This is a genomic window from Microbispora sp. NBC_01389 (genome assembly GCF_045040095.1).
GTDB lineage: Bacteria > Actinomycetota > Actinomycetes > Streptosporangiales > Streptosporangiaceae > Microbispora.
Genome location: NZ_CP109552.1, coordinates 3101392 through 3127831 on the forward strand (window position 1 = coordinate 3101392; position 26440 = coordinate 3127831).

27 protein-coding genes are annotated in these 26440 nt (G+C 70.6%); 7 read left to right on the forward strand and 20 right to left on the reverse strand.

The genetic code is table 11. The features are described from left to right. Positions 1–109 precede the first annotated feature (109 nt). On the reverse strand, positions 110–1252 hold the full coding sequence (nagA, locus tag OG344_RS14200; RefSeq protein ID WP_405089088.1) for an N-acetylglucosamine-6-phosphate deacetylase: 1143 nt from the start codon (positions 1250–1252) through the stop codon (positions 110–112). A 185-nt stretch (positions 1253–1437) separates the two neighbouring features. Between nagA and OG344_RS14205 the strand changes: the two genes are divergently transcribed. After that, positions 1438–3198, forward strand: a complete 1761-nt coding sequence (locus OG344_RS14205) for a glycerol-3-phosphate dehydrogenase/oxidase (protein ID WP_405088606.1) — start codon at positions 1438–1440, stop codon at positions 3196–3198. Positions 3199–3263: 65 nt separating this feature from the next. On the opposite strand, the gene OG344_RS14210 is transcribed toward OG344_RS14205, so the two are convergent. Both OG344_RS14210 and OG344_RS14215 read right to left on the reverse strand, forming a co-directional pair. Further along, the gene (locus tag OG344_RS14210; protein WP_405088607.1) at positions 3264–4742 is read right to left on the reverse strand and encodes an ATP-binding protein; all 1479 of its coding nucleotides are present in this window, start codon (positions 4740–4742) and stop codon (positions 3264–3266) included. Between the two features lie 62 nt (positions 4743–4804). Further along, complete coding sequence (locus OG344_RS14215) at positions 4805–6775, reverse strand: beta-propeller domain-containing protein (RefSeq protein ID WP_405088608.1); 1971 nt, start codon at positions 6773–6775, stop codon at positions 4805–4807. Positions 6776–6900: 125 nt separating this feature from the next. Between OG344_RS14215 and OG344_RS14220 the strand changes: the two genes are divergently transcribed. Further along, positions 6901–7476, forward strand: a complete 576-nt coding sequence (locus tag OG344_RS14220; RefSeq protein WP_405089089.1) for a TetR/AcrR family transcriptional regulator — start codon at positions 6901–6903, stop codon at positions 7474–7476. A 51-nt stretch (positions 7477–7527) separates the two neighbouring features. Continuing rightward, entirely contained in the window at positions 7528–8616 is a 1089-nt protein-coding gene (locus tag OG344_RS14225; RefSeq protein ID WP_405088609.1) for an alpha/beta fold hydrolase, read from the forward strand. On the opposite strand, the gene OG344_RS14230 is transcribed toward OG344_RS14225, so the two are convergent. From OG344_RS14230 to OG344_RS14240, 3 genes are read right to left on the reverse strand one after another with little or no spacing between them, the layout of a single operon-like run. Next, positions 8535–9038 (reverse strand): cupin domain-containing protein, encoded by a 504-nt coding sequence (locus tag OG344_RS14230; RefSeq protein WP_405088610.1) that lies wholly within the window; start codon positions 9036–9038, stop codon positions 8535–8537. The two genes, OG344_RS14225 and OG344_RS14230, sit on opposite strands and share 82 nt — an antisense overlap. Next, positions 9035–9742 carry an MFS transporter gene (locus OG344_RS14235; protein WP_405088611.1) on the reverse strand — a complete coding sequence of 236 codons (708 nt, stop codon included), beginning with the start codon at positions 9740–9742 and terminating at the stop codon, positions 9035–9037. The genes OG344_RS14230 and OG344_RS14235 overlap by 4 nt, the downstream gene beginning before the upstream one ends. After that, complete coding sequence (locus OG344_RS14240; protein WP_405088612.1) at positions 9652–10503, reverse strand: MFS transporter; 852 nt, start codon at positions 10501–10503, stop codon at positions 9652–9654. Before OG344_RS14240 ends, OG344_RS14235 begins: the two co-directional genes overlap by 91 nt. A gap of 57 nt (positions 10504–10560) precedes the next feature. On the opposite strand from OG344_RS14240, the gene OG344_RS14245 reads away from it, so the two are divergent. Then, positions 10561–11448 carry a helix-turn-helix transcriptional regulator gene (locus OG344_RS14245; RefSeq protein WP_405088613.1) on the forward strand — a complete coding sequence of 296 codons (888 nt, stop codon included), beginning with the start codon at positions 10561–10563 and terminating at the stop codon, positions 11446–11448. Positions 11449–11486: 38 nt separating this feature from the next. On the opposite strand, the gene OG344_RS14250 is transcribed toward OG344_RS14245, so the two are convergent. Together OG344_RS14250 and OG344_RS14255 are read right to left on the reverse strand one after the other, a co-directional pair. Then, positions 11487–12143, reverse strand: a complete 657-nt coding sequence (locus OG344_RS14250; RefSeq protein WP_405088614.1) for an MBL fold metallo-hydrolase — start codon at positions 12141–12143, stop codon at positions 11487–11489. 30 nt (positions 12144–12173) lie between these two features. After that, positions 12174–13133 (reverse strand): aldo/keto reductase, encoded by a 960-nt coding sequence (locus tag OG344_RS14255; protein WP_405088615.1) that lies wholly within the window; start codon positions 13131–13133, stop codon positions 12174–12176. Between the two features lie 87 nt (positions 13134–13220). Between OG344_RS14255 and OG344_RS14260 the strand changes: the two genes are divergently transcribed. Together OG344_RS14260 and OG344_RS14265 are read left to right on the forward strand one after the other, a co-directional pair. Next, a complete protein-coding gene (locus tag OG344_RS14260) occupies positions 13221–13655 on the forward strand; it encodes a hotdog fold thioesterase (protein ID WP_405088616.1) in 435 nt (144 codons plus the stop codon). A gap of 29 nt (positions 13656–13684) precedes the next feature. After that, entirely contained in the window at positions 13685–14167 is a 483-nt protein-coding gene (locus tag OG344_RS14265; RefSeq protein ID WP_405088617.1) for a MarR family winged helix-turn-helix transcriptional regulator, read from the forward strand. 43 nt (positions 14168–14210) lie between these two features. On the opposite strand, the gene OG344_RS14270 is transcribed toward OG344_RS14265, so the two are convergent. From OG344_RS14270 to OG344_RS14320, 11 genes are all read right to left on the reverse strand, one after another. Further along, positions 14211–14945 carry an HAD family hydrolase gene (locus OG344_RS14270; RefSeq protein ID WP_405088618.1) on the reverse strand — a complete coding sequence of 245 codons (735 nt, stop codon included), beginning with the start codon at positions 14943–14945 and terminating at the stop codon, positions 14211–14213. A 9-nt stretch (positions 14946–14954) separates the two neighbouring features. Then, a complete protein-coding gene (locus OG344_RS14275) occupies positions 14955–16451 on the reverse strand; it encodes an FAD-dependent monooxygenase (RefSeq protein WP_405088619.1) in 1497 nt (498 codons plus the stop codon). After that, positions 16448–17191, reverse strand: coding sequence for an SDR family NAD(P)-dependent oxidoreductase (locus OG344_RS14280; RefSeq protein ID WP_405088620.1), 744 nt, complete (start codon positions 17189–17191; stop codon positions 16448–16450). The genes OG344_RS14275 and OG344_RS14280 overlap by 4 nt, the downstream gene beginning before the upstream one ends. A 15-nt stretch (positions 17192–17206) precedes the next feature. Beyond that, the gene (locus tag OG344_RS14285; RefSeq protein WP_405088621.1) at positions 17207–18190 is read right to left on the reverse strand and encodes a 3-oxoacyl-ACP synthase III family protein; all 984 of its coding nucleotides are present in this window, start codon (positions 18188–18190) and stop codon (positions 17207–17209) included. A gap of 105 nt (positions 18191–18295) precedes the next feature. Next, positions 18296–19000 (reverse strand): 3-oxoacyl-ACP reductase FabG, encoded by a 705-nt coding sequence (fabG, locus tag OG344_RS14290; RefSeq protein ID WP_405088622.1) that lies wholly within the window; start codon positions 18998–19000, stop codon positions 18296–18298. Next, on the reverse strand, positions 18997–20235 hold the full coding sequence (locus OG344_RS14295) for a beta-ketoacyl-[acyl-carrier-protein] synthase family protein (protein ID WP_405088623.1): 1239 nt from the start codon (positions 20233–20235) through the stop codon (positions 18997–18999). Before OG344_RS14295 ends, fabG begins: the two co-directional genes overlap by 4 nt. Continuing rightward, entirely contained in the window at positions 20232–20474 is a 243-nt protein-coding gene (locus OG344_RS14300; RefSeq protein WP_405088624.1) for a phosphopantetheine-binding protein, read from the reverse strand. Before OG344_RS14300 ends, OG344_RS14295 begins: the two co-directional genes overlap by 4 nt. Before the next feature lie 25 nt (positions 20475–20499). Then, entirely contained in the window at positions 20500–21534 is a 1035-nt protein-coding gene (locus OG344_RS14305; protein ID WP_405088625.1) for a ketoacyl-ACP synthase III family protein, read from the reverse strand. 11 nt (positions 21535–21545) lie between these two features. Next, entirely contained in the window at positions 21546–22577 is a 1032-nt protein-coding gene (locus OG344_RS14310) for a ScbA/BarX family gamma-butyrolactone biosynthesis protein (protein WP_405088626.1), read from the reverse strand. Between the two features lie 205 nt (positions 22578–22782). After that, on the reverse strand, positions 22783–23274 hold the full coding sequence (locus OG344_RS14315) for a zinc-binding dehydrogenase (protein WP_405088627.1): 492 nt from the start codon (positions 23272–23274) through the stop codon (positions 22783–22785). Positions 23275–23359: 85 nt separating this feature from the next. Next, positions 23360–24157 carry an enoyl-CoA hydratase-related protein gene (locus OG344_RS14320; protein ID WP_405088628.1) on the reverse strand — a complete coding sequence of 266 codons (798 nt, stop codon included), beginning with the start codon at positions 24155–24157 and terminating at the stop codon, positions 23360–23362. Between the two features lie 70 nt (positions 24158–24227). Here OG344_RS14320 and OG344_RS14325 point away from each other — a divergent pair, with 70 nt between their 5' ends. After that, the gene (locus OG344_RS14325; protein WP_405088629.1) at positions 24228–25259 is read left to right on the forward strand and encodes a ketoacyl-ACP synthase III family protein; all 1032 of its coding nucleotides are present in this window, start codon (positions 24228–24230) and stop codon (positions 25257–25259) included. Here the strand turns inward: OG344_RS14325 and OG344_RS14330 are convergent. Next, a complete protein-coding gene (locus OG344_RS14330; protein WP_405088630.1) occupies positions 25225–26115 on the reverse strand; it encodes a BTAD domain-containing putative transcriptional regulator in 891 nt (296 codons plus the stop codon). The two genes, OG344_RS14325 and OG344_RS14330, sit on opposite strands and share 35 nt — an antisense overlap. Positions 26116–26440 lie beyond the last annotated feature (325 nt).

The window sequence follows — 26440 nt, forward strand, 5'->3', positions numbered from 1 at the left end:
CGATCAGGGGCGGCGCTTCAGATCAGGGACGGCGCTTCAGATCAGGGACGGCGCTTCAGATCAGGGACGGCGCTTTGATCAGGGGCAGGCGCGGGCAGGAGTGAGCGCGTCAGGGGCGGCGGACCCAGGCGCCGCGCTTCATCACGCCCGCGACGCCCAGGTCCTCGTCGAGCACGACGAGGTCGGCGTACCTGCCGAGCGTGATCGAGCCGGTCTCGCCGTCCAGACCGAGGACCCGGGCGGGGGTGAGGGAGGCCATCCTGGCGGCGTCCACGAGTGAGCGCCCGACCTCCCGCACCGTACGGCGGAACGCCGCGTCCATGGTGAGCGTGCTGCCGGCGATCGCGCCTCCCTCGGCGAGGCGGGCCACGCCGTCCTTCACGTCGACGGTCATCGGGCCGAGCGGATAGCGCCCGTCGCCCATGCCCGCCGCCGCCATCGCGTCGGTGATCAGCGCCGTGCGGTCCGCGCCCGCGGCGTCCATGGCCAGGCGCAGCATGGCCGGGTGCACGTGGACCCCGTCGTTGATCAGTTCCACGGTCACCCGCTCGTCCTGCAGCAGCGCCGCGACCGGCCCCGGCGCGCGGTGGCCGAGCGGCGGCAGCGCGTTGTAGAGGTGGGTCGCCACGGTCGCGCCGGCCTCGATGCCGTCGAGCGTCTGCTCGTAGGTCGCGTCGCTGTGCCCCAGGGCGGCGACGACCCCCTCGGCGGCGGCCTCTCTCACCACGTCGAGCGCGTCCGGCAGTTCGGGCGCGATCGTCAGCATCCGGACATGGCCCCGCCCGGCCTTCACCAGCGCGCGGAACTCCGCCACGTCGGGCGCGCGCAGCAGCGTGGGTTCGTGCGCGCCGCAGCGCGACCTCGCGATGTACGGCCCTTCGAAGTGGACGCCGGCGACGAGACCCTGCTCGCACAGGTCGGCGAGCACCGACGCGGCCCGCGCGAGGGTGCCCGGCGCCGCGGTGACCAGACTGGCCACGAGGGTGGTCGAGCCGCGCCCCAGATGGAAGGCGGCGACCTCGGCGGCGGTCTCCGGGTCGCCGTCCGGGAAACTCCCGCCCGCGCCCCCGTGCGAGTGGATGTCCACGAAACCGGGGACGACCGTGCGCCCGCCCAGGTCGTGCCCGTCGCGAGGCGCCTGCCCGCGCCCGATGTGGGTGATCCTGCCGTCCTCGATGGTGAGCCAGCCGTCGTGGACGCCGTCGGGAGTGACGATGCGGGCACCGGAGAGAGTCGCGCTCATGCCGCCCATCCTTCCGCGTACGGCCCGCGCCCGCCGCGCGGGGTGTCCACGCCGCCGCGAGATCCGCCGCCGGAGGATCATCCCCCGACTTCTCCGTAGATCATTTAGAAAGGGGGGGACATAGGGGGATTCTGGGGTACCTACCGGCGGGTAGATTTACCACGGCAGAGGCGAAGGGCGTACAGAGGAAACCTATGACGGCGAGGATGGGGACGGCGCGGCTGGGCCCGGAGGAACGGACCACCGCTCTGGCGCGGATGGCGGCGCAGGAGCTCGACGTGGTCGTGATCGGCGGCGGGGTGGTCGGCGCGGGCGTGGCGCTCGACGCCGCGACCCGCGGGCTCTCGGTGGGCGTGGTGGAGGCGCGCGACTTCGCCTCCGGCACGTCGTCGCGGTCCTCCAAACTGATCCACGGCGGGCTGCGCTATCTGGAGCAGCTCAACTTCGACCTGGTCAGAGAGGCACTGAGGGAACGCTCCCTGCTGCTGAAGCGGATCGCGCCGCACCTGGTCAAGCCGGTGCCGTTCCTGTTCCCGCTCACGCACCAGGGCTGGGAGCGGCCGTACATCGGGGCGGGGCTCGTCCTCTACGACACGCTCGGGCTCTCCTTCGGCCTCAACCGGGGGGTGCCGGGGCACCGTCACCTGACCCGGCGCCAGGCGCTGCGGGTCGCCCCCTCGCTGCGCAGGTCGGCGTTCACCGGGGCCGTGCAGTACTGGGACGCCCAGGTCGACGACGCCCGCTTCGTGATGACGACCCTGCGCACCGCCGCGACGTACGGCGCGCACGTGGCCTCGCGGGTGCAGGCCGTGGGGTTCCTGCGCGAGGGGGAGCGGGTCACCGGGGTGCGCGTGTGCGACCTGGAGACGGGCGCGGAGTTCGACGTGCGCGCCCGCCAGGTCGTCAACGCCACCGGCGTCTGGACCGACGACATCCAGCAGCTCGTCGGCGGCCGGGGGCAGATCCACGTGCGGGCGTCCAAGGGCATCCACCTCGTGGTGCCGCGCGACCGCATCCACTCGCTCAGCGGGCTGATCATGCGTACGGAGAAGTCCGTGCTGTTCGTCATCCCGTGGGGCCGGCACTGGATCCTCGGGACCACCGACACCCGCTGGACGCTCGACAAGGCCCATCCGGCGGCCTCCCGGGCGGACATCGACTATCTGCTCGACCGGGTCAACTCGGTCCTTTCCGTGCCGCTGACCAGGGACGACGTCGAGGGCGTGTACGCCGGGCTGCGCCCGCTGCTGGCGGGGGAGTCCGAGGAGACCAGCAAGCTCTCGCGCGAGCACGTCGTCACCCACCCCGTGGCCGGGCTCGTCATGGTGGCGGGCGGCAAGTTCACGACGTACCGCGTCATGGCGGCCGACGCCGTGGACGCGGTCGCGCACGGGCTCGACCAGCGCGTCCCGCCGTCGTGCACCGACCAGGTGCCGCTCGTCGGGGCGGAGGGCTACCAGGCCCTGTGGAACTCCCGCCACCGCCTGGCGCGGTCCTCGGGGCTGCACGTGGCCCGGATCGAGCACCTGCTGGAGCGGTACGGCTCGCTGATCGACGAGGTGCTGGCGCTCGTCGAGAAGGACCCCTCGCTCGGCCGGCCGCTCGACGGCGCGGACGACTACCTGCGCGCGGAGATCGTGTACGCCGCGACGCACGAGGGCGCGGGGCACCTCAACGACGCGCTGACCCGGCGCACCCGCATCTCGATCGAGACCTTCCATCGGGGGACCGCGGTCGCCCAGGAGGCCGCCGAACTCATGGCCGGCCCCCTCGGCTGGGACGCCGACCAGGTCAAGCGGGAGGTCGAGTACTACACCAAGCGGGTCGAGGCGGAGCGGGCCTCCCAGGAGCAGGACACCGACCAGGAGGCCGACGCGATCCGCCTCGGCGCGCCGGAGATCGTGCCCGTCGCGCCTCCGCGTGATCTCGCCAAGGCGCCCTGGAACGCGGGCTGACCCCTCTCAGCCGAATGGGTCCACGCCCCGGCCGGTGGCGCTGACGCGTGCCCGGGCCTCGCCGATCAGGCGCGCCCGTACAGCGCGGGCAGGTCCACGAGCAGGGCGGCGGGGTCCCGCGCGGCCTCGGCCCGCAGGTCGTCGTCGAAGCCGGCGCCGCTGTAGCAGGCCAGCACGGTTCCGGAGGTCTCGTAGCCCTTCGCCGACAGCAGGTCGCGGGCCCGGCGAAGGCGCTCCAGATGGCGCACGCTCATGAGCTTGTCCCACTTGGCCTCGCCCAGGGATCGGACGGCCCGGGGTTCGCCGGGATATGCGGGGCCGAGGACGGCCACATCCACGTCGATCTGGGTCCTGGCCACGGGGTCGGCCACCGTGCCGGCCGCGACCTCGCCGATGCCGCCCTCGCCGAAGTGCTCCCGGCCGTGGCGCAACGCGTACTCCCGGCAGAGCGTCTCGAAGTGCGGCCCCATCACCTTCGACAGAAAACGCTGACGGGAACGCCGCCAGACCTCCTCGGCGAGGCCGAGGCCGAGGTCCGACCACTCCGGACGCATGATCGCCTGGTAGAAGGTGATGAGCGGCTCGGCGATGCGGTACCGCGTCCGTCCCGACCGGAAGGCGTCCTTCTCCCTGACCAGCAGCCCGCAGTCCTCCAGGACGTTGAGCGGGTGGGCGATGTCGGAGGACCTGTACCCGATGTGGCCGGCGATGCCGCCCCAGGTGTTGTTCCCCGCCGCGACCGCGGAGAGAACGGAATGGTAGAGGGCGGGGTCGCGGATGTCGGGCTCTTCCGCCAGCAGGTAGCGGCCTTCCCGGAAGATCGACGTCCTCCGGTCGAGGACCGTATGGACCACCCATCGGTCGAAGTCCTCGACCGACTCCGGCCGGTCGCCCTGCACGAACTCGTCCCGGTAGGCCGGGGTGCCGCCGACGACCGAGTGCAGCATCGCCGCCAGGCGCGGGTCGTCCGGCACGCCCCAGAACGCGGCGGCGTCCCGGTACGGCAGCGACTGGATCACGAGCTCCAGGCGGGCCCGGCCCCGCAGCGGCGCCTGTCCGGAGAGGATCTTGCCCATGACCGAGAGCGCGGAGCCGCAGATCAGCACCCGTGCGTTGCTCGTGCCTCCGTGCGTGCGGCCGCGCAGGTCGATCTCCTGCTTGAGCAGGGACGGCAGAGCCGGGTTGGCCTTCATCAGGTACGGGAAGGTGTCGATGATCAGTGGTATCGGGCCGTCTTCGGCCAGCGAGAAGAAGAAGGTGAGCGCGTCGCGCCAGTCCGCGAACGGGTAACCCACCGGGGAGCCGGTGTGTCTGGCCAAGGCCATGCCGAACAGGCGGAGCAGCTCGATCTCCGTGCCCTCCGTCGCCTCGAAGTAGAAACCGCCGAGAGCCTCGGCCAGGTTCCTGAGCAGGAAGGTCTTTCCCTGCCTGCGGCGGCCGCTGACGACGCCGAAGGCCACCTCTGCCTGGGTGCCGGTCGCGAAGGAGGTCAGTGCCTCCCACTCCCAGTCCCGATCGAAGATGTGTCCCGGTTTGGCTACCACGAGCGATCACCTCGCCACTGAAATACGGTTCGCTTAACTGTATTTCAGTGACGGGTGCGTTCTCAGGCGAAGGGGATCCACGCCCGGTCGGCCAGGGTGGCGGCGTCGCTGACCTTGAGACCGGCGCCGGAGAGGGTCCACAGATCGCCGCCGATGACGAGGGAACGACGGATGCCCTGGCTGTCGGGAGCGAAGCCCTTCTTCGCGGCGGGCTTCGGGTGGGCCACGACGCCCAGCCTGGTGATCTCCCGGTCGCCGACCCGCAATGCGAGGGCGGCGCTCTCCGTGACCTCGCCGCCGGCCCAGCTCTGCAGCGGGAGCACGGCCAGCCCGGTGGCGGGCCAGTAGAGGAAGGCGTGCGGGTCCCACTCGGCCTCCGAGCCGGAGTCCTTCCGGTGGAACCGCGACAGTACGGCGGGCGCGGCCGGGTCGGTGACGTCGAACAGCGAGATCTGGGTGCCGAGCGCCCGGCCCGCCCCGCTCGCCTCCTGGCCGATGCCGATGAGCCGTCCCTCGCCCGCCGGGTGGAGATAGGCGGAGAAACCGGTGATCTTCAGCTCGCCGGTCACCTTCGGCGCGGCCGGATCGCGCAGGTCCAGCGCGTACAGGGGATCGGTCTGGCGGAAGGTCACCACGTAGCCGAGGCCGCCGGTGAACCGCACCGAGTAGATCCGCTCGCCCCTGCCCAGCCCCGTCACCGAGCCGGTCGGGGTGAGGGTGCCGGCGTCGAGCACGTACACGCCGCTCTCGCTAGGGGCCTCGCTCGCGCGTCCGAACACCTCGGCGCCGCTGGTCGTCGCCACTCGCAGATGGCCGTCGTACTCCGACAGGGAGTACTGGTTCAGCAGCCGTCCCGGCACCGTTCCCGAGGTGACGTAGCGCGGGGCGCCGGGCCCGGAGACGTCGAAGCGGTGCACCTCCGTGCGCTCGGGCGGCGCCGTCGGCGTGGGCGCGGGCCCCGACGTTTCCGGCCCGGAGGTTTCCGGGACCGGAACCACGTCGACCGGGCGGGCCGTCCACCACCGCGGATTGCTGGTGACGTAGAGGCTGCCCGCCGTCCCGTACACGGTGTCGCCGTCGGCCGCGACCGCGATCGGTGACGCCGAGCCGAACGGCGCGGCGGCGGCCAGGTCGATCGTGTGGACGGTCAGCATCGAGGTGCCCGTGAAACTGTCGGGGTGGCTGACCTGGTCGCACCCGACCCGCTCGGTGCGGCCCGCGCCGCCGGCACCGTCGCCGCTCTCGATCGCGTACGACGGCAGCCACGCGTCGGCGGGAGTGGCCAGCACGGCCCGCCGGTTGGCAGCGAGCATCTCCCCCTCCGACGCGCCCTCCTTCGGTGTCGGGAAGGTGACGTCCGGCTGGGACCGGACGACGAGCCGCACCGTGGAGCCGGACTGCCGGGCGTCGACGTGCTGCCCGTGCACGGTCATCGCGCCGAGGACGCGCGGCTCGCCGGAGAGGTCCACGAGCACGTACCTCGGGCCGTCCGGCCCGACCCGGGTCTTGGCCATCGCCCCGAACGGGATGATCCCGCCGCCCTGGAACAGCACGAGCGCGCGGTCACCGTCGACCAGCAGATCGGCCTCGGCCCACCACTGGTCGCGGGCGACGAGCCGAAGCGTCCCGGTGACCCGCCGGGTCCGCGCGTCCGCGACGCGCAGCACGCCCCCGGTGACCGTGATCACCCGATCGCCGTCGGTCTTGACCAGGTCGGGCTCGTCCACGCCCGCCTCGTGCGTGTTGGTGGTGGAGAACGGCTGGGGCGCCGCCTGCTTCGCCCCGCCCGCGTCCTCGCGGGCCGCGAAGAGCATGGCGTCGCCGAATCCCCAGGGCGTCACGTTCCGCGCGGCGGCCCGTCGCAGCCCCTCCGTCATCTCCGCGCAGTCCGTGTACGAGACGAGCCGCACCTTCCCGGTCAGGTCCACCGGAGACGGCGGGGAGTCCTGCGCTGTACGGCCGCCCGCGCAGCCCGCGGCTCCCGTCACGAGCAGAGCGGCGAGCACGCCCGCCGTACGGATCGATGTCCTCATGCCTCCATGACGGATCACGCCCGGCCCCGGTTCGACGGGCCGAAACCGCTTCCCTTGAGCTTGGAGTCCAAGCTAGGATCTAGGGCTATTAGGTAAATACCTAGATATAGAAGGGTGGCGTGCACATGGCACGGGCCGGGCTGACGGCCGACCGGGTGACGCTCATCGGCGCCGAACTGGCGGACGAGGTCGGGCTGGAGCACGTGACCATGTCGGCCGTCGCGCGACGGCTCGGGGTGAAGGACGCCAGCCTCTACGCGCACGTCCGCGGCCTGGAGGACCTGCGTGGCCGGATCGCGCTGCTGGCGGCGGAAGAGAAGACGATCCGCATCGCGGAGGCGATCGCCGGGCGGGCCGGCAAGGACGCCCTGGTGGCCTACGCGAACGCCTGGCGGGAGTACGCCCGCGACCACCCGGGCCGCTACACGGCGACGCAGATCCCGATCCAGATCGATCCGGAGCTCGTGGCCCGGGCCTCCGGCCCGCTACGCGCCGTCGAGCTGACCTACAGCATGCTGCGGGCCTACGCGCTGGACGAACCCGATCTGACCGACGCGGTCCGGCTGCTGCGCAGCACGTTCCACGGCTTCGCCAGCCTGGAGGCGGCGGGCGGGTTCGCGCACAGCCGCCCGGCGGAGGACTCCTGGGTCCGCGGTCTTGACGCCCTGCACACCCTTCTGACGCACTGGCCCCCCTCCTGACCACCGGCCCCCTCCTGACCACCGGCCCGGACACGACCAAGGAGACTCCGCATGACCAGCCCGACCATCGGCCACCTGCGCGTGGACGGGGCCACCCTGCACTACGAGGTGCGCGGCGAGGGTCCGCTCCTGCTGCTGATCCCCGGAGGTACGGGCGGCGCGGCCTCTTTCGACGGCGTCGCCGACGACCTGGCCACCGGCTACACGGTCGCGTCCTACGACCCGCGCGGCCTGTCCCGCAGCCCGCTCGACGACCCGGAGGCCGAGCAGCGGGTCGAGCGGCACGCCGACGACGCGTTCCGGCTGCTGGAGCTGCTGTCGCCGGACGCGCCCGCCCGCGTGGCCGGCTGCAGTTCCGGCGCGATCGTGGCGCTCCACCTGCTGGCCACCCATCCCGAGCGGATCGAACGCGTCGTGGCGCACGAGCCGCCGGTGGTGGAGGTGCTGCCGGACGCCGCCGAGCACCGGGCGTTGCTCGCCCGTGTGCGGGACACGTTCCACCGGGAGGGGCTGATGCCCGCCGCCGCGGTGTTCGCGGCCGGCCTGAGGCGGCCCGGCCCCGTCGATCCCGCCGCATCAGCCGCGCCCGCCCACGCCGTCGCGCCCGCCGACCCCGCGGACACCCCCGCCGCATCAGCCGCGCCCGCCCACGCCGTCGCGCCCGCCGACCCCGCGGACACCCCCGCCGGCGCCTCCGCCTCCGCGGACGCCCCGAAGGCCGCTGAGCTGCCGCCCGAGCTGCCCCCTGAGGCGGCGGCCCGGGTGCAACGGACGATGGCGGACATGCCCTACTTCCTCGGGCGCATCGTGCCGAGCTTCATGGCCTACACCCCGGACGTGGACCGCCTGCGGGCACTGTCGGACCGGCTGGTGCTAGCCGCCGGGGCCGACTCGGCCGGCGAGCTTCCCTACCGCCCCGCCGCCTTCCTGGCCGAGCGGTTCGGCACGCCGCTCGTCCACTTCCCCGGCGGGCACACCGGGCTCAGCACCCACCCCGCCGAGTTCGGCGAGCGGCTCCGCGGAGCGCTGGAGACCGGACCGCCTGAGCGAGCCGGACGTCAGCCGGGCAGCTTCCTGCAGCCGGGATTCGTGGCCGCTACCGCCACGGGGGCGCCCCGCGGAAGCATGTCGACGACATAGAGCACCAGTGGCTCTTTGCCGAGGTTGATTCCGATATGCACGTCCCCGGGGTCGGCGGGCTCCACCAGCGCGTCGCCCGCTCTGTAGACGTGCGGAACACACCTGGCGTCGAAACGGGTCAGCTCCCCCGACTGGATGATGGCGACCTGTTCACCAGCATGGGTGTGCCATCCTCCGGTTCCTCCCGGCTGAACCGTGAGCCTGCGGTGGAGGAAGTGCCTCCGATCCCTCACCTTGATCGTGAAGGGGGCCGAGGTGTCTCCTTCGGAGATGGTCTCGCTCGTCACCGGGGCGGGAGCCGCGTCGCGCACCACCCGTCTTTCCGGGGCGGCGGACGCGCCTGTGATCGACGGCAGTCCGAGGACCATGACGAGCGCCAGAGCCGCGGAGGCCGGGCGGCGTTCGCGGAGCGAGGCCCTCACGAGGTCGCCTCCGCGGGCGCCGCCGCCTCCTGAGCCGCCGCACCGGACATGGCCGGGCGCTGCCGCAGGAAGACGAGGGCGACCAGCACGGCCGCGGCCACGATGCCCGCGTCCGCCAGCAGCCCCAGGCGTACGCCTCCCAGGATGTCCTCGGCCGCCGACGCCGCTCCGCCCGCGCCCATCTGCGTCGCCGCGATCGTCGCCACGACGGGTGTGCCCAAGGTCAGGCCGACCTGCTGCGCGGTGTAGGTCAGGCCGGTGGCCATGCCCTGCTCGTCGTCGGCCAGTCCGGAAGTTCCGAAGATCATGTAGCCGACCACCGCCAGCAGGTGGCCGAGACCGCATATCGCCATGGCCGCCAGGAGCAGGGCCATGGTGCTGTCGGCCCGCAGGACCACCAGGCCTCCCGTGCTGAGCCCCTGGAGAATTAGGCCGAGGACGAGGGTCCTGTGCACGCCGAGTTTGCCGACGATGCGGGCGGCGAAGGCGCCTCCCAGGACGGCGGCGGTGCCGAGCGAGGCGAAGGTGAATCCGGTCTGCAATGGCGACATGCCCCTGACCTGCTGCATGTAGAGGGTGAGGAGGAACACGGCGCCTGTCACCATCGAGAAGGTCACCAGGCCGGTGACGTTGCCCCAGCTGACCGTACGGCGGCGCAGCACCGACAGGTTGATGAGGGGCTGGGAGACGCGGGACTCGACCATGAGGAAGAGCAGGAGAAGCACCACGCCCGCCGCGATCGAATGAGTGTGAGCGGGCTCCCCCAGCCGTTGCGTTCGGCCGAACCGATGCCGAAGATCATCGCGAGAAGGCCGCCGGTGACGGTGACGGCACCCGCCACATCAAGCTTGGGGGCCTCGTGGTTCCGGCTCTCCTTGATCAGGATCGGTGCGGCCAGGAGGGCGAGCGCGCCGATCGGGACGTTGATGAACAGGGTGATCCGCCAGTTGGTCAGGTCGGTGATGACGCCGCCGAGCACGACACCGGTCAGGAAACCTAGCGACAGCAGGGTGCCGTTGATACCGAGGGCGCGATCCCGCTGCCTTCCCTCGGGGAACGAGGTCGTGAGCAACGACATGGCGGCCGGTGTGAGCATGGCGGAGGCGAAGCCCTGTCCCACCCGGGCGCCGAGCAGCATGCCGGGGGAGGTGGACAGTCCGCCGATCAGGGAGGACACGGTGAACAGCGCCATGCCACCGATGTACCAGCGGCGCCGTCCGTACAGGTCCGCCGCGCGGCCGAAGAGCAGCAGGAATCCCCCCGAGGGAAGGGCGAACGCCGTGATGATCCACTGCAGGTCCTTGACCTCGAATCCGAGGTCTCCGCCGATCTTCGGCAGGGCGACGCTCAGAATGGAGAAATCCAGGGCCAGCATGAACTGCGTGCCGCAGAGCAGCGTGAGGATCATCCACTGTCTGGCATCGAAGCGGGCCGGGCCGTCGGTCTGCACCACATCACTAACCATGGCTTCAAGAATCGCGGGCGGTTCCCGATGGAGGGAGCCGGTGTTTATCCTGGCACTGTGAAGACCACCCAGTACGGAATGGCGTCACGGTCTCGGCGGCATCGGGAGCTGAAGGAATTCCTGCGCAGCAGGAGGGCGCGGCTTTCGCCGGGCGAGGTCGGTCTCGCCGGAGGTGGACGCCGGCGTACACCGGGCCTGCGGCGCGAGGAGGTCGCAGTCCTGGCCGGTGTCGGGACCTCCTGGTACATCCAGTTGGAACAGGGGCGGGACATCACCGTCTCGCCGAGCGTGCTCGACGCGGTGAGTAGGGCATTGCGGCTGTCTCCCCTTGAGCGTGAGCATCTGTACCGCCTGGCGGGCACGCAGGTCGCGGAGACCGCTCTGCGGGAGGTCCCCGACGCCGACAGGCTCAGGCGGCTGGTCGACAACTGGATGCCCAGCCCGGCACATGTGGTGGATCGCTACTGGAACGTGTCGGTGATGAACCGCGCGGCCGAGTTGGTGTTCGGATTCACGCCGGAAGACCGGAACTGCCTGGTGTCCTTCTTCACCAGCGACCACTATCGCGGCCGTATTCGCAGCTGGGAGAAGCTCGCGCTCAGCCTTGTGGCGGAGTTTCGTCGAGATGCGGCGCGTTTTCCCGACGATCCCGGTTTCGACAAGCTGGCCGCGATGCTCAGCGAAACCAGTCCGGAATTCGCCGAGATATGGTCACGTCATGAGGTGGCCGTGCCCGCGCAGGGAGTCAAGGCGATTGACCACCCCACAGTGGGACTGCTGACTTTCGAGCATTCCACCCTGCACATGCCCGACCGCCCGGATGTCCGGCTCGTCCTGCACACCGCGCAGGCGGGCACCGTGACCGCCGGGAGGTTGGAGGCGCTGCTCGCCGGGGACGGCGGGCGGGCGCGGCCGGGGCAGGTCGCGCTTGCCCCGGCCGGATGAGTCGCAGATAACCGGTCTCCGGAGGGAAACCGGCGCGCTCACCGGAGAAAGGCGTGCAACTCCCTTTCCCTGCCGAGAGTGCTCGGTCCTCCGTGACCCGGGAGCAGGCGTGTGGCGTCGTCCAGGGGGCGGCAGATCCGGGAGAGGCCGGCACGGAGCCGTCCGGCGTCGCCGCCCGGCCCGTCACTTCGGCCGAGTGATCCGGCGAACAACGCGTCACCGGTGATGAGCAGGGGCTCACCCGATTCGACGTAGTAGGCCACGGAACCGGGAGTGTGCCCGGCGACATGATGGGCCCGGATGGTCAGGCCCGCCGCCTCGACGACCTCGGAGCCGGGTGCTCCGCACGGGCGTACGTCCGAGGGCTCCGCGTTGGGGTGGCCGGCCAGCAGTTCACCGGGGAAGCTCTCCGGAAGCCCCCGGGCGGGCGCGGCGACCATGAACCGGTCGTCGGGATGGACGTACACCGGCACGCCGTAGCGCTCGCTCAGCGGCAGCACATCCCAGGTGTGGTCCATGTGGCCGTGGGTGAGCAGGATCGCCTGCGGTTCGAGGCGATGCCGGGTCACGAGTCCGTGCAGCGCGGCGACCGAGCGCTGCCCGGGGTCGATGATCACACAACCGCGGCCCGGCCCGGCCGCGACCACGTAGCCGTTGGTCTCGAAGGAACCGGCGCAGAAGTCGAGCAGGAGCATGTGAAGGGGGTCCTTGATCTTCCGCGCCGGTCAGTAGCGGGTGCCGACCGGTGCGGGCACGTCGGCCAGCGCCTTGAGGGCGTCCTCCGGAAGGACGATGTCCGCCGCGGCCGTGTTCTCCTCCAGGTAGCGGAGAGTTTTGGTGCCCGGGAGGGCCACCACGTGCGTGCCCTGCGCCAGCACCCAGGCAAGCGAGACCTGCGGCACGGTGACTCCGAAGCGCTCCGCGAGCGCACGGGCCGGGTCGACGACGGCCTGGTTGGCCGCGATGGCCCCGGGCTGGAACCGGGGTGTGCGGTGCCGGCCGTCGATCTCCGGCAGGTCCCCGGGTCCGGAGATCCGTCCCGAGAGGAAGCCCCGGCCGAGCGGTGAGTAGGCGATGAACGTGACCCCCCGCTCGCGGCAGTGTTCGAGCACCCCGTCGGCGAGCGGCTCACGACTCCACAGCGAAAGTTCGGTCTGCACGCTCGCCACCGGGTGGATGCCGTGCGCACGCTCGATCTGCTCGACGGAGACCTCGGACAGGCCGAGCGACCTGACCTTGCCCTCGGCGACGAGCTCCGCCATCGCCCCCCAGGTCTCCTCGATCGGCACGGCGGGGTCGACCCTGTGGAGTTGATAGAGGTCCACGTGGTCCGTCCCCAGCCGGCGCAGGCTGCCGTGCAGGGCGTTGCGAATGTGCTCCGGGCGCCCGTCGCGGTGGCTGGCGAAGGTGTGCGGATCATCCACCACGAGGCCGCCCTTGGTCGCCAGCACCACCTCGCCCCGGCGCTCCCGCAGGGCCTTTCCGACCAGTTCCTCGTTCGTGAAGGGGCCGTACTGGTCCGCGGTGTCGATCAGGGTGCAACCCAGGTCGACAGCGCGATGGATGACCTCGATGGATGTCGCGTCGTCCCGGCCGAGCATGTCGTAGCCCCACGACATGCCCATGCAGCCGAGCCCGATCACGCCGACCTCGATGCCGGAGCCACCCAAGGTGGTGGTGCGCATTACGAAACCCCTCTACCCGGTTCTTCCGCCAATGACAAAGCACTGATATAAGACAGAGTACGATATTCGTTCGGTGATTGGGGACCAATGACGGCGAAGGCTCTCGGGCTGGTGCCCGTGCTTCCTCGGTACGCGGACGAGCAACTGGCGGAGCGGCTCGGCATCGAGATCGACGTCTGCCGGCCGGACCTGGTCGTGGGCACCATTCCTGTACACGGCAATCGTCAGCCGATCGGGATCATGCACGGCGGCGCCAACGCCGCCTTCGCCGAGACCCTGGGCTCGCTCGCCGCGTGGATGCACGCGGGCGCCGACCGGATCGTCGCGGGCCTGGAACTCTCCTGCACGCACCACCGGCCGGCACGCGAGGGCAGGGTCACCGGGGTGTGCCGTCCGCTGCACGTCGGCAGCACCACGGCCACCTACGAGATCGTGCTCACCGACGAGGAAGGCCGGCGCACCTGCACCGCGCGGCTGACGTGCGCGCTCCCGCCGGCACCACGTGGGGCGAAGAGGGATTGACCGGGGTTTCTCGATGTCAGACTACTGATATGACCGATATCGGAGCCGTGGGGACGACGGACGGTCCCCTGTCGGGAACACCCGGGCCCGCCGCGGGGCGACTGGGGCATGTCATCAAGCGCGCCGAGCAGGCTCTCATCGGCCGGAAGACCCACGCGCTGCGCGAGTTCGGCCTGACCGTGCCCCAGTACGCCACCCTGCTGCTTCTGTCCACATCCGATGGCATGTCGGCCGCCCAGCTGGCCCGGGAATGCATGGTGACGCCCCAGACGATGGCGACCGTGCTGACCAATCTGGAGCGGGCCGGCCTGATCGAGCGGCGTTCGTCGGCGCTGCACCAGAAGGTGCTGGTGAACACGCTCACGGCGCACGGGCGGACTCTCGTCCATCAGGCCGACGAGGCCGCCCTGCGCGTGGAGCGGGCACTGGGCGCGGCGTTCACAGAGGAGGAGCGGCGCCTCTTCGAGGCCTTTCTGGAACGTGCTGTGACGACCTTGAACAGACTTCCCTGACCTTCATCGGCGCCTTCACGCCCTCGGGTGGAGGCCGAACGGTTCAGACGGGCACGGGCCGGCCGCCGTCGACCACCGTGTTCGGCAGTCGTCCCCAGCCGTGCCGCGCGGCCAGTTCAGCCATCCGCGGATGCCCGCCGATGACGGTGGGACGGCCGACCAGGGACAGCATCGGCAGGTCTCCCGGGTCGTCGGCGTAGGCGAAGCAGTCCTCCGCACGTGCCCCGAACCTGTCCAGCACCTCATGCACCGCCGCGGCCTTGGCGGGCCCGAACATCACCCGGTCGACCTCGCCGGTGAGCCGCCCAGCCTCGTCGACGGCCGGCTCCGTGCACAGGACCGTCTCCACACCGAGGTCGTCGGTGATGGGCCGCAGGCTCGCGCACCAGGCGCCGGAGATCACCGCGATGACGTGGCCCGCCTCCTGGTGCCGCCGCAGCGCCTCAAGCGTGGCCGCGACGTACGGCACGCCGGTCCGGCACAGTGTGGCGTACCAGTCCCGCCCCTCCTCGATCAATTGGGCGAGCGGGACACCGGCCAGGAGCCGGTAGTACATGGCGCTGACCTCGGCGGGCGCTCCGCCCTGCCGGGCGTGCCGGCGCAGCGGCTCGACCAGGCGCTCGTACGCGGTGCCGTCGTCACCCCGAAGCCCGAGATGATGGCGGAGCAGAGCGAACGGGCTCTTCATCCGGACGAGGGTCTCGTCCGCGTCGAAGAACGCGACCGCCGTGCGGGACGCCGCGGACACGGTCTCGCGGTCCTTGCCAAGGGGAGTCACAACGCTCCTTCATGCTCGCCCGGATCGGTCTTCCCGCGCTTCGCCGGTGTCCCGGTGCAGGCGGGCGGCCAGATGACCGTCGGGCCGCACCAGCACGGCCTCGTCCCGCGTGCCGAGCGCGCGTTCGAGAGCGGGAGGCAGCGGCCGTCCGGCCAGATCGAGTACGGCGACGGCCGAGGCCGGGGAGGGACGGGACCGCCCCCGCACCAGCAGCGTGTATCGGTCGCGCGACACGGCAGGCCATCCCTCGATCCAGGTGGGTTCGTCGGACGCCGAGATCAGTACGGGCACCCGCGCGCCCACGGGTACCGGCCGGCCGGGGTGGGCGCGCCGCCCGTAGCTGATGTCGGTCTGACCGAGCTGCGGGGCGACGCGGCGCTGGAGCACGCCGATCCGGTCCGCGACGCGGAACGTCATGTCGCGGACGGCCGTGCGGAGCGGTGTCGTCATGATCCCCGCCCGGGTCAGCATGGCGGTGTTGCGGGCCACCTGGTGGGAGACGTCGCGCCGCTCGCTGTCGTAGGTGTCCAGGATCGATTCCGGCAGACGCCCTCCGATGACACCCGCGAGCTTCCAGGCGAGATTGCACGCGTCCTGGATGCCGGTGTTCATGCCCTGACCACCGGCCGGGCTGACGATGTGCGCGGCGTCCCCCGCGAGGAAGCAACGACCGGAACGGAAGGTCTCGGCGACCCGGCACCTGACCCGGAAGGTGGCGCTCCACAGCAGTTCGTCGACCCGTCCGCCACCGGCTCGCTCGTCGACCATCCGCTGGAACATCTCCGGGGGCGGCGGCGCGTCGTCGTACAGGCCGTGCGGCACGTTCACCGCCAGCCGGAAGACGCCGTGGCCCATGGGGCCCACCGCCATGGCGCCGCGCGGCGACCAGCAGTAGTGGGACAGGTCGTCGTCGAGTGCCGTCGTCATCCCGGCGTCCGCGATCGCGAAGGTCACGTCGACCGGCCGGCCCGCGTATCCGATGCCCAGTTGCTTTCGTACGGCGCTGTGTGCTCCGTCGGCTCCGACGAGCCACCCCGGTTCGGCCTCCTCACCGCGGCCGTCCGGGTGGGCGAGCAGGGCGACGGGGCGGCCCGACGGGCCGCTGAGGCGCAGTTCGGTGAGGGACACGCCGTCCTCCACCGTGCCCCCGAGGTCGGCCAGGCGGCGCCGGAGGATCCGCTCGGTCTCGTTCTGGGAGATCATCACGGCGAACGGATACGGCGCGTCAGCCATTCGGCTGAGATAGGCCGTGCCGATGCGGCGGCCCGACGAATGGAACGCCGTGCCGGCCAGCCGGTGACCGTCGGCGATGATCTGGCCGGTCACCCCGATCCGGTCGAGCAGCTCCAGGTTGCGAGGCCAGATCACGTTCGCCCGTGACTGGGCGGTGAGGGTGCGGCCGAGGTCGATCACCCGCACGGGGATGGACTGCTGGAGCAGCTCACATGCCACGACGAGGCCGACGGGGCCCGCGCCCACCACGAGGACGTCGTCGCCGGTCGTCACGCCGCCCACAGCAGACCGCCGTTGACCTCGAGCACATGACCGTTGACGTAGGAGGCGTCCTCGGTGGCGAGGAAGACCGCGACCGCCCCCAGCTCCCCGGGACGGCCGAGCCGTCCGGCCAGCAGCCGGGGTCCGTAGCGTGCCCAGACACGGTCGTCCGCGGCGACCTGCCGTCCCATACCCTCGTCGAAATAGCCGGGGGACAGGCAGTTCACGCTGATTCCTCTGGGAGCGAGCTCGGCCGCGGCGCTGATGGTGAACATCTCCACCGCCGCCTTGCTGGCGCTGTAGGCCGCGGTGCCCACCGCGACCCGCCGAGCCACACAGGAGGAGACGTTGATGATCCGTCCGCCGCCTCGTTCCTCCAACACCGGGACGGCTGCCCTGGTGCACAGGAAGGCCCCGGTGAGGTTGGTCGCGATCGTCGCCTCCCAGTCGGCGACCGAGGTTCTGCGGATGGTGCCGTCCCGGCTGATTCCCGCGTTGTTCACCAGCACGTCCAGGCCTCCGAAGACGTCCGTGGCCGTGGCCATGAGCTCCGCCACCGACTCCTCGGAGGTGACGTCGGTCTTCTGGAAGTGGACTCTTCCGGGGTGCGTGCCGGCGAGTTCTTCGACGTCATGGGGGTTTCGGGCGGCGCAGACCACAGCCGCTCCCTCGGCGAGGTAACTCTCGGCGATCACCCTGCCGAGCCCTCGCGTGCCACCGGTCACGATGGCGACCCGGTCTCGTAGGCGCATTGCAGTCGTCTCTCCTCAATACCATCTGGTCAGGGCGCATCCCGCCGTCATGCCGCCTCCGATGGAGGCGAACAGGAGCAGTTCGCCTCGTCGCAGTGGCTGCGTACGGTGTGCGTGGTGGAGGGTGAGCGGAACCGACGCGGCCGCCGTGTTGCCCAGGTGGGGGGCGGTGAGGGCGACCCGCGCGGAGTCGATGCCGAGCGTGGCCGCGAAGGACTCGAGCAGGCGCGTGTTGGCCTGGTGGAAGACGAACCGGTCGACTTCGTCGATCTTCATGCCGCAGTCGGCCAGAGTCTCTTCGATGATCCGTTCGAGCGTCGTCATCGCGTACTCCCTGACCTGCCGCCCGTCCATCTGGAAGAGATGCCGGCCGGCGGCGAGAGCGTCCTCGTCCAGCCGGCTCCGGGTGCCGCCGGCCTCGACACCCACCAAGTGGTGAAGTGTGCCGTCGGAGCGCAGGCGGCTCGCCAGGATCCCGTATCCGTCGGGAACGTGCCCGAGGACGACCGCCCCCGCCCCGTCCCCGAAGAGGGAGACCGTCCGGCGATCCCGCCGGTCCATGATGCGGGAGAAGATGTCCGCGCCCACGATGAGTCCGTACGCGTCCGGTCGTTCCTTGAGCATCGCCTCAGTGATCGTGAGGGCGTACAGGAACCCGCTGCACACGGCGTTGACATCGAAGGCGGGGACGTCCGTCAGGCCGAGCCGGTCCTGCACGAGGGCGGCGGTCGCCGGCTGGGGGTGGTCGGGGGTGCACGTGGCGACGACGAGCAGGGCCAGCCGCTTGCGCACCCGGGGTTCCAGATCCGCCAACGCGTCCTGAGCGGCCAGGGTCGCGAGATCGGAGGTGGCGTCTTCGTCCGCCGCGTACCGACGTTCCACCACCCCGGTCCGTTCGGCGAGCCACTCCTCGGTGGCGCCGGTCCACGCGGCGATCTCGCGGTTGGTGACGACTCGTGGGGGGACGTGTGAGCCGATGGATATCACACCGACGGGCATGACTGAACCTTTCTCTCGGTCAGGTTCCTCTTCGTTCCGGTCTGTTCGGCGCCTGATAGGCCGCCCGCGCTCGCGTCACGGTCTCCCGCTCGCCCCAGGTACATCTCAGACGCCCATGCCGAGACCGCCGCCGACCGGCAGAACGGCGCCCGTGATGAAGGAGGCGTCGTCTCCCACGAGGAAGCGGACCGCCGCGGCGACCTCCTCTGGTCTGCCGGCCCGGCGGAGAGGCGTGGCCGCCAGGTACTCTTCTCGCCGCGCGGGCCGCAGGCCGCGGGTCATGTCGGTGTCGATCAGCCCCGGCGCGACGACGTTGACGGTGATCCCGCGCGGCCCCAGCTCCCAGGCCAGTGATCGGGCCAGCCCGACCAGTCCCGCCTTCGCGGCCGAGTAGGCGGCCTGGCCCGGAGAGCCGGTGAACGCGACCGCCGAAGAGATCAGGACGAGCCGCCCCCAGCGTGCGCCGAGCATCGCCCGTGCCGCGAGCTTGGCCATCCTGATCACCGCACGCAGGTCGGTGTCCAGGACCTCGTCGACGTCCCGGTCCGGTGTGGCGAGGAGGAGCGCGTCGCGGGTGATGCCCGCGTTGGCCACGAGGACCTCGACCTCGCCGTGGATGGCCGCGACCTCCCTGAGGGCCTGCTCCACGGCTGCGGGGTCGGTGACGTCGCAGGTCACTCCGTGGACACCGGCCGGAGGTGTGCCCTGACGGCAGGTCACCGCCACCCGGTGCCCGTGCCCGGCCAGGTCTTCGGCGATCGCCCGTCCGATCCCGCGGGCGCCTCCGGTGACGAGTACGGAGCGGCTCACGCGGAGGTCACCACGAGCACCGCGTTCTGCCCGCCGAAGCCGAAGGAGTTGGACACCGCCGCGCCGATCCGCAGGCGACGCGGTTCCTTGGCCACCACGTCCACCTCCACGTCGTCGTCGAGGCTGACGAGATTGGCGGTCGGCGGAACCGATCCGTTCTGCACCGCCAGCACCGTGTAGGCCGCCTCCACCGCTCCCGCGGCGCCGATCAGGTGACCGATCACCCCCTTGGTGGACGTGACTACGGGGTGCTCACCGAAGACGCGGCTGATGACGCGGGACTCGGTCACGTCGTTCATCGGAGTGGAAGTGCCGTGGGCGTTGACGTGCGAGACGTCCCGCGGTTCGAGGAGCGCGTCGGCGAGGGCGGCGCGGATCGCGCGTTCCGCGCCGGCTCCGTCGGGGTGCGGCGCCGACGGGTGATGCCCGTCCGCGGAGGCACCGAATCCGCTGACGTGGGCACGAACACGGGCGCCTCGGGCGCGGGCGTCGGCGGCCCGCTCCAGGACGAGCACCCCGGCGCCCTCGCCGGCCACGAAGCCGTCCCGCTGCGCGTCGAACGGCCGCGAGGCGCCCGCGGGGTCGTCCGTACGCCGGGAGAGGGCGCCCATCTTGGCCAGGCTGGCGATCCCCGTCCGGGTGAGGGCGGCCTCGGCTCCGCCGGCCAGGACGACATCGCACGCTCCGCTCCCCAGCAGCATGCGGCCCAGCCCGATGGCCGTCGCTCCGGAGGCGCACGCCGTAGACACCACCTGATTGGGTCCGAGCGCCTTGAGGTCCATCGCGATGAAGCCGGCCGTCATGTTGACCGGCGCCATGGTCATGAGTTGTGGTGAGACCACAGACGCGCCACGGAGCAGGAAGGTCTCGTGCTCGCGTTCGAAGCTCGCCGAACCGCCGAACGATGTGCCGATCACCACGGCGACCCGGGCGCCGTCCCATGTGGAGGGATCGAGACCGGCGTCGGTGACCGCCTGCCTGGCGGCGGCCAGGCCCAGATGGCTGACCCGGTCCATACGCAGGGCCAGGCGCCGCCCGAGCGTCTCGTCGGCGTCGAAGTCCTCGACCTGGCACGAGAAGTCGACCGGCAGCCCGGCCAGTGCCTCGGTGCCGCGGGCGGTCGACCTGCCGGACCAGACACGCTCCACGTTGTCGTCCACGCCGTTGCCCGCGGGCGTGATCAGGCCCAGACCTGTGACGGCGACGTCGAGGCGGTGAGTGCGGGCGCTCGTCACCGCACCACCTGCAGCTTCGATCGGACGCTCTCGATCACTTCGGCGAGCGTCCGTTCCGCGGCCAGTTCCTGCTCTTCGACGATGACGCCGAGCGTCTTCTCCACGCTCACGCTGAACTCCACGAGTAGCAGTGAGTCCAGGTCGAGGGACTCCAGGGTCGCGTTGTCGTCGAGCTGCACGGCGGGGACGCCGAACTTGCTGGTCAGAAGATCGTAGATGGAGGCCTTGACGTCAGTCATCTGAAAACTCCTGTTGTGTTGGTGATCACTTCGGCGGAAGCGGCCTACCAGCCACCAGGGCCGTGAAGGTGAAGCCGCCTCCCCCGTTGAGGACCAGGGCGAACTGGCCCGGCTCCAGCCGGTCTCCGACCGCGAGATCGGCGAGTGAGGCGTTGAGGTCTCCGGCTCCGACATGACCGGTGTCACGGCCCAGGTCGAGCAGTGGCGCCGGCGTGCACTCGACGAGAGGCGAAATGTAGGCCTCCGCCATGGCTTTGGTGCCGAGACGTGGCAGCACCGCGTACCGCAGCCGGGGGTCGTCCGGGGCGAGCCCGGCGTCGGCGAGCGCGGTGACGACCGCGGTCTGGATGCGGTCGTGCACGGTCTTGACGAACCGCTCGATGCCGAAAGCCCGGATGAAGCTCCGTTTGGTGCGGCGGACGTCGATCGTCGGGCTGTGCCCGAGCGGTGTGGCGTTGAGTTCGTCGTCTCCCCGATGCATGACCTCCAGGTCGGACGCCACCGTGGTCACGATGGAGTGCAGTAGGAGGTCGGCCGGCAACCGATCTCCCCGATGCACGAGCACGGCGGTGCTCGCGTCGCCGGCGGCCATGCCGTAGTCCGTACGCCAGCGATGCCAGCTGGGCATCAGGAACCGATCGGCGGTGGTGACGAGCACGGGCCGTGGGTCGCGCCCCAGCCAGGCGACGGCCAGTTCGATGCCGACAGCGCCCCCGTTGCACTGCTGGAGCAGTCCGACGGGCACGGCGGAGGAGGCGCCGAGCCGATCGGCGATGAAGTGCGGCGCGGACCAGGCGTCGTGGCCCTGGTGGTGCACGCTGGCGTGGAAGAGCGCCGACAGATCCTCGGGCGCACAGGCGACGCGCCGCAGGACCTGGCGTCCTGCCAGCACCGCCATCTCCGGCGGGCTGCTCTCCGGACTCATCGGCAGCGAGCGATAGCCCAGGTCGGCCGCCGTCCGGGCGTCCACGTCGCCGGCTGCGATCGCTTCGTCGACCGTCTGCCGGTCCGGTGGGTACCAGGCTCCGGCGACGATCCCGTAGGGGTGGGGCAGGCGCATCAGCGGTCCGGTCAGTGAAGGGAGGCCAGTGTCAGGTCGATGTCGCAGACCACCGCGTCCATCTGGCGGAACTCGACGGTTGCCACCTGACGCGCGCGGCGGTGCGCGTGATCGTCTGGTACGCCGGGGGACACGTCCACGACGAGGTCGATCGGCGCGTCGAGTTCCGCGAACCGGTGAAACCGGGCGCGCAGGCCCACGGGCAGCAGGTCGGCGGTGGATTCACCGTCAGAGGCAGCCAGAAGGGAGGCCTGCCGGGCCGCTTCGAGCAGCACCATCGCCGGGACATGGTCGAGGGGGTGGTCGAAGAGGCTGGGATGGGTGACCGGTACGTCGACGCGGGCGGTGGCGTGCCCCGGACGATGGCGGGCGTCGCACAGAACGACGTTCTCCCGCAGTCGGCGCCCCACGAGGTGGCCCGCGACGGCCGCGTCCGGTTCGCCCGCCGGCAGCTCGTCCGACATCGGCGCGGGCGATCCCCGGCGCCTTGCGCGGAAGGCGCGGTAGCCGTCGCCGGGCATGTAGGCCGCCGAGATGTCGCCTGATCCCAGGTGGCGTCCGGCCACCTGGAACTCCGCGACGAGAGTGGTGCTCAGCAGGCGGTCGCCATTTCGCCTCTGGTCTTCGGCGGTCAGGAGAATCAGCAGCTCTCGCGGTCCCCGGCCCTCGTCGGCATCGGCCAAGAGCCGATCGGCGTCGAACCGGACGGCCAGGTCGGCTATCAGGAAGGCGGTACCCCCAGGCACGCCGAGATGGCGGTGAGCCGCGACGGTCCCGGCCTGCCGGAAGCACTCCAGCAGAAGCAGGGGATCCGTCAGGACCGAACCGGTGAGATGGTCGTTGTGGTAGCTGTGCGCTCTGGGCAGCTGGGCCGCGATGGCGTAGGTGTCCGTGCCCGCGGTCGCGGAGTCGGTCACGAACACCTCCGCGACCGCGTCACGGTGAACCAGGGACCTTTCCACGGGCTGGTCGAATGTCAGTTCTCGAGCAACATGTCGGTATTCGTCGCGGGTCTCCCGCCTGGCCTCGGTACTGGTGGTCATCGCATCCCCGTTCGGCTCAGCTCATCTGGTGACCAATCTGCCGGTATGCGCCATAGGTCCGACATGGAAAGAGCTGACGCCCGCCCGAGGCTGGATCTCTACGTCCTCGACGTTCGCTGGAGATTCACCGGAGACCGGTGAGGGGACCGGTGGCCGACCGGTGGCGAGGGCGAGCCGGGAGGGTTACCTGTGGGAGATCCGACTGCTATGCAGGACCGATCCTCAGGACGAACTTGCCCCTGCTCAGGCGCGACTCAAGGATCTCGTGTGCCTTGGCCGCCTCCTCCAGGGGGACCTCGGTGACATCGATCCGGATGTCTCCGGCGGCCACGTCGGCCACGGCCTCCGCCAGCATCCCTCGCACCGCTTCGGGACGCTGGTGTGCCAGAGCGCCGAGGTTGAAGCCGGCCAGTGCCTTGGAGGCGCCCCAGATCTGCACGCCGGTGAACGTCGCGTCCTCGGCGGCGGCGTCACCGAAGATCACCTGCCGTCCGAACTGGGCGAGCAGGTCGAAGCCCGCCGCGCGGACGGGGCCGCCGACCGAGTCCAGCAGGACGTCCACACCCCGGCCGCCGGTGGCGTCGGCGAGTCGCGCTGCCAGGTTCTCGTAATCGAAGATGCGGTCGTAGCCGAAGGAGGCGGCGTACTCGGCCTTCTCGGGGTTGCCGGTCACGCCGTACACCGCCTCCGCGCCCATCCGCTTGTCTCCTTGTCGTTCCTGTCGGGGATCTGAGTGGCCCCGCCGATCACTCGCGGGGTGAAGCGGAGACGATGGTGCCGGATCAGCCGGAGTAGGGCGCGAACCTCGGCTTGCGGCGCTCCCGCACCGCGGTCACCGCCTCCTTGAGGTCGGGCAGTTCGAAGGACCGCGCCATGAGGGTGACGGCCTCTTCGGCGGCCGTCGCCGCGTCCTGCTGGAGGCCATTCCAGACCTGCCGTTTGATCACCGCCATCGCGGTGGGCGAGCACGTGCCGACGAGAGCCCGCGCGTAGTCGAGAGCCGTCTCGAGGACGGCCCCACGCGCCGCGGTGTGCTGCACGAGGCCAAGCCGCAGCGCTTCCTCGGCGGTCACCGTACGCGACGACAGCAGCAGATCCAGAGCATTCGCGACGCCGATCTGCCGGGGCAGCAACCAGGCCGCGCCGTATTCGGCGACCAGACCGAACCGGCTGAACACGGTGGACAGCCGAGCATCGTGCGCCATGAACCTGACGTCCGCGTAGAGAGCGTGCACCAGTCCGAGGCCGGCGGCGCCGCCGTTGATCGCGGCGATCAGGGGCTTGCCCAGGGTCAGCGGGAGGTGGGGCACGTGCCCGAGCGTGGCGACCAGGGCCTCGCGACCCTCGCCGCCGGCCAGCTCGGCGAGGAGGTCGGGGGTCGCTCCGCTGCAGAAGCTGCCGCCGGCGCCCGTGATGACAACCGCGCGGACCGCCGGATCGGCGGCGGCGTCGGCGAGCGCGTCGTAGTACGCACGGAACATCCGCAGGTCCATGCCGTTACGCCGCTCCGGACGGGTGAAGGTGATCACTCGTACCGCCGTGTCGTCGGTGACCTCGATCCCGGTGGGCGACCGTGTCATCGAACCTCCCCATATGTTAGAACTCTGATTAGTAGCAGATATCTGCCATGCCGCAAGGAGTGAGACGTTCATGCGACTGCAGGGGCTGATGTGCCTGAGCGGGCTCAGCACATGGATTCCGCAGGACTGCGAGAAGGTCCAGGACGCGATCGCGCGTGGTGCCGTCGAGGAGGACACCGCGGAGGATCTCGGCTACGAGCAACTCCCCGTCGCGAGCATCGCCGCACCGGAGATGGCCGTTCTCGCCGCTCGCCGAGCTCTGCTGGACACGGTGCCGGTGCTGCCGGCACCGGGGCTCCTTCTGCACGCCTGGATGCACTACCAGGGACACGACCTGTGGTCTCCCGCGCACTACATCGCCGACCGGCTGAACCTGCCGGACGCCCTGCCGATCGGAATCCAGCAGATCTGCAACGGCGGAGCCGCCTCGATCGAGATGGCGGTGGCCAGGCTGATGGCGGACCCGGAGCTGGCCGGCGTTCTGGTGACCACCGCGGACCGTTTCGCCCCGCCGGGCTTCGACCGCTGGCGGAGCGACTACGGCATCGCCTACGGCGACGGTGCCACGGCTCTTGTCGTGCACAGGCCCGACGCCCCCCTTCCCGGACAGATGAGGTTGCACGCCGTCGCCACGGTCGCGGCTCCCGGTCTGGAGCGCATGCACCGGGGGAAGGACCCCTTCAGCGCCGCCCCGCGCTCCATCAGCCCGCGGATCGACATGCGCAGGACCAAGAAGGCCTTCCTGGAGGCCGAAGGGTTCGACGCCTTCGCCCGAGCGAGCAGGGAAAGCCTGCTCAGGGTCATGCGCAGGTGCCTCGCCGACGCGAACCTCACCCCTCAGGATTCCCGCCTGAAGTTCGTCGTGATGCCGAGACTCGGCCGGAAGACGATCGAGACGGCCTACGTGCCCGCCGTGGCCGAGGTGACCGCCGCCGAGATCGTCCTGGCGGGACGCGACACCGGACACCTGGGCGCCGGTGACGCGTCCGCCAGTCTCGCCGACCTCTGTGAAGACCGGCGGTTCGAAACGGGGGACCACGCGATGGTGATCAGTGCCGGAGCGGGGTTCACCTGGTCCTGTCTCCTGGTGAGCAGGTCCTGAGCTGCCCTTCGGGCCGGAGTCGACGATGCGGAGCAGGGCGAGCGGACGGCGAGCTCGGCCCGTACGCTTCCGTCCCCGGCGGCCTGTCCAGTGCCCGGTCGCCGACGAGTATCGCGTGCTGCATCTCCGTCAGGGAGGACGATGGCTCCAGGCCAAGCTCTGTCACCAGCCGGCGACGCAGGTCCCGGTAGACCGCAAGCCCCTCGGCCCGCCGGTCGCACCGGTAGAGGGCGAGCATCAGGTGCATGTGCAGGCTCTCGTGCAGCGGATGGGCCGCGGTCAGCTCGGCGAGTTCCGAGACCAGAGAATGGTGGTTACCCAGTTGCAGATCGGCGATGACCCGATGTTCGACCACGCTCAACCTGCATTCTTCCAGCCGAGCGACGAGCGGGCTGAGCCGGGCACCGCAATCGACATTGACGAAGCTCGGTCCGCGCCATAAATCAAGCGCCTTCGTCAGGGTGGCGGACGCCTCGGTGTATTTGCCGGCGCGGAGCGCCTCCTCCCCCTCCTCCTTCAGCCTCTTGAATTCGAGGAGGTCGATGTGGAGTGATTTGCTGGATAACATATAACCGCGTCCGACTGTGAGAATTATCTCGTTGGCGGACGTGGTCGAATTGTCACCCAGAGCATTTTTGGCCGCGCGCCGGATTTGGCCTACGTAGGTCTGCAGAGTGGCGGTGGCGGATCGGGGCGGATGCTGGTCCCACAACTCCTCAAGGAGGTGTTCAGAGGCAACCGCATGATCGGCATATGCTACGAGCAGCGCGAACACCTGTCGGGGCTTGGGCGGTAAGGATACTTCGCCCCCGTCTTCCGCCAGTATGGTCAGTGGTCCGAGAGCGCGCACCTGCATCTGTTCCCCCAGTGAGCCGAACGACTGCAACCTGATGTCGCGGCGATAGTTGAGGCTGCTCCTGCCGGGATGGTTTCGCGAATTCGTGTGTGGTGACGGGCGAGCGCATCGATGGCGAGTGTACCCGGCCCCCCGGGACCGCCGCCTACCGTTCACATGAGCAAGACGCAACTATCGACCAAGTGCCTCTGACCGATATTTTGTGTGAACCTCGTACGTATTGTCAACCGTATTGGCGTCAGGTTGACAGGGCGGTAGGCGGCGGGCCGGCCGCCGCGACACCGGTAATTGTCCGAATTAATTCCGGCGCCTGGCCGGGTGGCGC